Annotated in this window: 4 protein-coding genes and 1 pseudogene; all 5 read left to right on the top strand. The window is 69.7% G+C overall.

What is annotated here, in order from left to right:
* Window positions 1–1,510 (top strand): penicillin-binding transpeptidase domain-containing protein (locus NBX02_RS18905; RefSeq protein WP_250292442.1); only part of this gene is annotated, 1,510 nt, incomplete at its 5' end.
* Window positions 1,511–2,188: 678 nt separating this feature from the next.
* Window positions 2,189–2,407, top strand: a complete 219-nt coding sequence (locus NBX02_RS18900) for a hypothetical protein (RefSeq protein WP_250286692.1) — start codon at window positions 2,189–2,191, stop codon at window positions 2,405–2,407.
* A gap of 880 nt (window positions 2,408–3,287) precedes the next feature.
* Window positions 3,288–5,153: pseudogene (locus tag NBX02_RS18895) on the top strand (acetolactate synthase large subunit); the annotation flags it as partial.
* A 15-nt stretch (window positions 5,154–5,168) separates the two neighbouring features.
* A complete protein-coding gene (ilvN, locus tag NBX02_RS18890) occupies window positions 5,169–5,693 on the top strand; it encodes an acetolactate synthase small subunit (protein ID WP_250286696.1) in 525 nt (174 codons plus the stop codon).
* Between the two features lie 70 nt (window positions 5,694–5,763).
* Entirely contained in the window at window positions 5,764–6,765 is a 1,002-nt protein-coding gene (gene ilvC / locus NBX02_RS18885; RefSeq protein ID WP_250286698.1) for a ketol-acid reductoisomerase, read from the top strand.
* Window positions 6,766–6,896 lie beyond the last annotated feature (131 nt).

Here is a 6,896-nt window from a genome sequence, read left to right as displayed (position 1 = left end):
CGCCAGCGCCGGGCCCGCCAGCGCCGGGCCCAGCGCGGTGCCCGCCGCCAGCGTCGCGCTCACGGCCGCGCAGGAGCAGGGCAGGGCCGGCGTGACCGCGGTGGCCGTGCCGGGGACGATCAACGTTGACCAGCTCGTGACGTCCATGGCCGACGCCCGGACCAGGCTGAACGTGACCGGGGCCCGTTTCGTCCCGGGTGCGTTGGAGCGGACGGGTTCGACCGCCACGGTCGGCTACTCGGCGTTGCTCACCCTGGCCAGCTTCCCCGAGCCGTACGGCTATGACGGCGTGCTGCACCTCGCCCGTCAGGGGAAGGCATGGAAGGTCCAGGCCCGGCCGGACGCGATCCACCCCGCGCTGGCAGCACCCGGCCTGCGGCTGGACCGCACGACGTCCAAGGGTAAACGCGGCCAGCTGGTCGACGCCAACGGCCAGCCGCTGAGCGGCGACGCGGAGCTCGCCGGCAACCTGGTCGGCCAGGTGGCCCCGCTGTCGGGACTGCAGCGCGTCCACGACGCGGTCCTCGCCCCGCAGGGCGGCACGGTGGTCGTCCGCAACGAGCGCAACGAGACCGTCAGTACCCTGCGGTCGTACCCGATGACCGACGGCAAGGACGTGCAGACCACGCTGGACCTGAAGGTGCAGCGGGCCGGCGAGGCCGCGATGGCGGCCGCGTCCAAGCCCACCGGGGCGCTGGTGGCCGTCGACGTGCGCACCGGCGGTGTCCTCGCCCTGGTGAACCACCCGCTCAACGGGTACGGCCGGGCGATCAACGGCCATTATCCGCCGGGGTCCACCTTCAAGATTGTCACGGCGACCGCCGCGCTGATCGCGGGGAAGGACGCGAACACCCCGCTGGACTGCACCCAGACCGTGGCGGTCGGCGGGCGCACCTTCAATAACGCCGAGGCCGAGCAGTTCGGTGTTATCCCGTTGCGGGAGGCGTTCGCCCGCAGTTGCAACACCGCGTTCATCCGGCTGGAGCAGTCGTTGCCGGACACGGCATTGGAGCAGGCCGCGAAACTCTATGGTTTCGACGGCAGCCAGCCACTGCCGATAGCGAGCGTCGGCGGTTCTTTCCCGACGCCGAAGGACGCTGTGGAATCGGCGTCGGACGCCATCGGACAGGGCAAGGTGAACGCGAGCCCGCTACAGATGGCCAGCGTGGCAGCGGCGGCCGCCAGCGGCACCTGGCACCAGCCGTTCGTGACCGGCACGGCGCCGCGCAGCAACCCGCTGCCGGCGGCGGTGGTCCCGACGCTGCAGGACTTCATGCGGGCGGTGGTCACCGAGGGGACGGCGAACAGCGTGGCCTTCCCCGGTGAGGTGCGCGGCAAGACCGGCACCGCCGAGTACAAGGACGGCAGCCCGCCGCCGACCCACGGCTGGTTCGTCGGCTACCGCGGCAACGTCGCCTTCGCGGTCATCGTCGAGGACGGCGGCTTCGGCGCCCAGTCCGCGGCCCCCATAGCCGCCCACTTCCTGGCCAACCTCGACGCCACACCCTGACACCGCACCCTGACGACAGCCTTCTGACGGTTCCTGACGAGCGCTTGCCCGCCTTCCTGTTGCTGGCACGTTGCCAGCGAAGGTTCTGTTACGTGGAAAACAACAGGGAAACGATGGTCGCCTTTTATGTGTATATGTTCGACATGGTGACGCTTTGCATGGCACACTGCGTACCGTGACCGTGTTTGCGCTCGGCGCGCTTGCCGACCCCGATCCCGGGTAGTCGCCTGCTGGGCAGGCCGGTGGTGCAGACAACGGCGTCTGGCGACATTCTGTCGATGTACTGTTTCGTTCCGTTGTCTTTCGCGTCGTTGTCTCCTGTGCCGCACACCGGGCGCGCAGGCTGTTTTCGGTTTCGCCTGCCCCGTGCCCCCGCTCTCAGGCGAGAGCACGGGAATTCGCGTATTCCACGGACCTCCGGAGCGCTCCCATGCCTGCCTGGCGCCATCTGCTCGACGTCCACGGACGTCCTGCCCCGCTCGTCGGTGGAGGACGGCCGGTCGATGGCCGATGAGGCCCGATCCCGCGGATACTTCCGACGGCTCGCCCAGTCCGTCGCCGGCCGCTTCGATCCCCACAGCTGTTCCTGGCGGCGGACCTGTTCCTGGTAGAACGCTGTCGAGTCTTTCTGGACGGCGGGCCCGATCTGCCCTGGTCCCATTCGGCAGGGTCGCAGGCGTGCCGCCGGCCGCCCGGCCACGTAAGACCACGGTCAACCTCACCCTCGCCGAGGAGGAGGCACTCGAAGATCTCGTCCGCGACCTCCGGCGTCGTACCGGCAGAGCAGTGTCGAAAGACGAGACATGGCGGGCGATGCTCGTGTGGAGCATACGCCACGGCAGCCTTACCGACGCCCTCGCGGACATCCTCGAACAACCACCGCCGGCTCAGCCCTGAACCACCCGTTTCCCCTCGCGGACAGGGAACGCCGATCCCGCGACGGCGGGAACAACTCTCCTCGCCATGCAAGTTTCCCGTCATCCCGTCATCCCGTCATCCCGTCATCCCGTCATCCCGTCATCCCGTCATGACGGAATTAACTCTTTTTGCTTGTGTGATATCTTGTCCAGCATCTTTGCCTATGTTTTTTCCGCCCGTTTTTATTCCGTTGGCCCCAGTCGTCGCCTGAGCGCCACACCTGCATGTCACCCTGGGAGCTGACGCCGACATGACACCTATCACCTCACCTCAGGCCCACCCCGGTGCCAGACGAAGCGGAGACACCGGGGCGCTGTCAGCTGCCCACGTGACGTAGGTATTTCCGGCCAGAGCCGCACGAAGCTCCCGGCGTCAGAAGCGTCGGATCATGAGATCGAGTACGTAAGTGGTCGCTCCGGCAGCCACTTACGTACTCGATCTCATGATCCACCGGTCTGGTGAGCCTACCCGCCACGCTGTGAACGGCCCTGTCGACGGCGGGAGCTGGTCGTCAGGAGGTTCTTGGATCGCCGTTCACATCAGGCAAGATCCACGGGGGAGTCCGAGGTCGGTAACGGCACGCTGAAGGCTTGGGGCTGGTGCCGACGTGCCAGGGGTGTGGGTGGGCTGCCGGCGTCTTGGGTACCTGGCACCGTCGCGGTGGGCGCGGTGTTGGGTGACGAGGGTGTTGATGAGCTTGACGGGGGCGGGGATGTCGGGGCATGGTTAGAGCCATGCTCAGTGGCATCCTCGCACCTGCGATTCCTGTACTTGTGGAGCGCGCGTAGCCGATCTTAGGACTGCGTGCGCCGCCCCTCAGTGCCTTCGGCACGAGGGGTTTTTTTGTGCCCGGCCCACCCACCCGTCACCACCGTGGAACGTCAAGGAAGACGATCAGATGAGCAGTCAGATCACCGGAGCGCAGTCGCTGGTCCTTTCGCTGGAGGCCGCCGGGGCCGACGTGGTCTTCGGCATCCCCGGTGGCGCGATCCTCCCGGCGTACGACCCGTTGTACGACGCCGAGCGCCTCCGGCACATCCTGGTCCGTCACGAGCAGGGTGCCGGGCACGCCGCCGAGGGCTATGCGCAGGCCACCGGACGGGTGGGCGTGTGCATCGCGACGTCCGGGCCGGGCGCGACGAACCTGGTCACGCCGATCGCGGACGCCTACATGGACTCGGTGCCCCTGGTGGCGATCACCGGCCAGGTGCCGAGCGCGGCGATCGGGACGGACGCGTTCCAGGAGGCCGACATCTGCGGCATCACCCTGCCGATCACCAAGCACAACTTCCTGGTGGCCTCCGCGGACGACATCCCGCGCACGATCGCCGAGGCGTTCCACCTCGCCTCCACCGGACGACCCGGGCCCGTACTCGTCGACCTGCCCAAGGACATCCTGCAGGCGACCACGTCGGTGCTGCCCGCCGACATCTGGCCGCCCACGCTGTGCCTGCCCGGCTACCGGCCGGTGACCCGCCCGCACGGCAAGCAGATCCGCGAGGCGGCCCGGATGATCAGCGCGGCCCGCCGGCCGGTCCTCTACGTCGGCGGCGGGGTGCTCAAGGCGCGGGCCGCCGCCGAGCTGCGTACGCTCGCCGAGCTCACCGGCATCCCGGTGGTGACGACGCTGATGGCCCGCGGCGCGTTCCCCGACTCGCACCCGCAGCATCTGGGCATGCCGGGGATGCACGGGTCGGTCGCCGCGGTGACCGCCCTGCAGAAGTCCGACCTGCTGATCGCCCTCGGCGCCCGCTTCGACGACCGGGTGACGGGCCGGCTCGCCTCCTTCGCGCCGAAGGCCGCGGTCATCCATGCCGACATCGACCCGGCCGAGATCGGCAAGAACCGGGTGGCGGACGTGCCCATCGTGGGGGACTGCCGCGAGGTGATCAACGATCTCGTCGCCGCGCTGCAGGGCGAGCCGCGGGCGGACCTCGCCGGCTGGTGGCGGCAGGTCGACGGCTGGCGCCGGACCTACCCGCTGGGCTACGACCTGCCGACGGACGGCTCGGTCGCCCCGCAGTACGTCATCGAGCGGCTCGGCAGGATCGCCGGCCCGCAGGCGCTGTACGTCGCCGGGGTCGGCCAGCACCAGATGTGGGCCGCGCAGTTCATCTCGTACGAGAACCCCTATACCTGGCTGAACTCCGGTGGACTGGGCACGATGGGCTACGCGGTGCCCGCAGCGATGGGCGCCAAGGTCGGCCGGCCGGACGCGACGGTGTGGGCGATCGACGGTGACGGCTGCTTCCAGATGACCAACCAGGAGCTGGCCACCTGCGCGCTGGAAGGCATCCCGATCAAGGTTGCGATCATCAACAACGGGTCGCTCGGCATGGTCCGGCAGTGGCAGACCCTGTTCTACGACCAGCGGTACTCCAACACCGACCTGGGCACCCGGCCGGACAGTGCCGGCACCAGCGCCGGCACCGGCGGCGGCCCCGGTGCCGGCAGCGCGTCCGGTGCCCCGCGGGGCACGCGCCGGGTGCCGGACTTCGTGCGCCTCGCCGAGGCGCTCGGCTGCGTCGGGATGCGCTGCGAGTCGCCGGACGAGGTCGACGCCACGATCGACAAGGCCATGGCCATCGACGACGCGCCGGTCGTGGTGGACTTCGTCGTCCACCGGGATGCGATGGTGTGGCCGATGGTCGCCGCCGGCGCGAGCAACGACGACATCAGGATCGCCCGGGACATCGCCCCCGATTTCGACTATGAAGAACTGTAGGAAGAGGTTCAGGCCGTGAGCACGCACACCCTGTCGGTGCTGGTGGAGAACAAGCCCGGGGTGCTCGCCCGGGTCGCGGGGCTGTTCTCCCGGCGCGGCTTCAACATCGAGTCGCTCGCGGTCGGGCCGACCGAGCACGACGACGTCTCCCGGATGACGATCGTCGTGTCCGTCGACGAGCTACCGCTCGAGCAGGTCACGAAACAGCTCAACAAGCTGGTCAACGTCATCAAGATCGTCGAAATGGAGCCGTCGGCCGCGGTGCGGCGGGAGCTGGTCCTGGTCAAGGTGCGGGCGGACCTGTCGGTCCGTTCGCAGGTGCTCGAGACCGTCCAGCTCTTCCGCGCGAAGGTGGTCGACGTCGCCCCGGACGCGGTCACCGTGGAGGCCACCGGCACCCGCGACAAGCTCGACGCCCTCATCCGGATGCTCGAACCGTTCGGCATCAGGGAACTGGTCCAGTCCGGCATGGTCGCCCTCGGCCGAGGCCCGCGATCGATTACCGACCGTAGTCTGCGTGCTCTCGACCGGACGGCCTGAGGGCCATGGAGATCCCGTGGGCCCGGTTGCGCCGGGCCCACTGACGAAGAATCGAGGAGATTCGCCCACGATGGCCGAGATCTACTACGACGCGGACGCGTCGCTCGACAACATCACCAACCGTAAGGTCGCCGTCATCGGGTACGGCAGTCAGGGCCACGCCCACGCCCTCAACCTGCGCGACAGCGGCGTGGACGTCCGGGTCGGCCTGCCCGAGGGCAGCCGCAGCCGGGCGCGGGCCGCCGAGCAGGGGCTGCGGGTGCTCACCCCGGCCGAGGCGTCGGCCGAGGCGGACGTGATCATCCTGCTCGCGCCGGACACCGCCCACCGTAAGATCTACGCGGAGTCCATCGCGCCCAGCCTGTCGCCGGGCAAGGCGCTCGCGTTCGGCCACGGGTTCAACATCCGGTACGGGCTGATCGAGCCGCCGGCCGGGGTGGACGTGTTCATGGTCGCGCCGAAGGGCCCGGGGCACCTGGTCCGGCGGACCTTCACCGAGGGCAAGGGCGTCCCGGTGCTGGTCGCGGTCGAGGCGGACGCGTCGGGCGGCGCGCTCGCGCTCGCGCTCGCCTACGCCAAGGCGATCGGCGGCACCCGCGCCGGCGCGCTGCGCACGACCTTCACCGAGGAGACCGAGACCGACCTCTTCGGCGAGCAGGCTGTGCTCTGCGGCGGCGCGAGTGCCCTGGTACAGGCCGGTTTCGAGACGCTGGTCGAGGCCGGCTACCAGCCGGAGGTCGCCTACTTCGAGTGCCTGCACGAGCTCAAGCTGATCGTCGACCTGATGTACGAGGGCGGCATCAGCCGGATGCGCTACTCGATCTCGGACACGGCCGAGTACGGCGACGTCACCCGCGGCCCGCGGGTGATCACGCAGGCGGTGAAGGACGAGCTGCGCCGCATCCTCGGCGAGATCCGGGACGGCTCGTTCGCCCGCGAGTGGGTGGCCGAGGACGACGCGGGCCGCCCGCAGTTCACCAAGCTCGTCGAGGAGGGCAAGAAGCACCCGATCGAGCAGGTCGGCGCCCAGCTGCGGCCGCTGATGTCCTGGATCGCCGAGCCCGTCGACTGACCTGCCCCACCCCGTCCCACCCCGCCCCGTCCCGCCCCGTCCCGCCCCGTCCCACCCGTCTCCGGCGCGGCGGGCCCGCGGTCGCCGGTCGCCGCGCGCCCGCCGCACCGGGGACGGGGCCGGAGCGCGGA

Source organism: Protofrankia sp. CiP1_Cm_nod1, from assembly GCF_920888515.1.
Lineage (GTDB): Bacteria > Actinomycetota > Actinomycetes > Frankiales > Frankiaceae > Protofrankia.
Note: the sequence above shows the minus strand (reverse complement) of the source record. Positions and strands in the feature narration are given on the sequence as shown.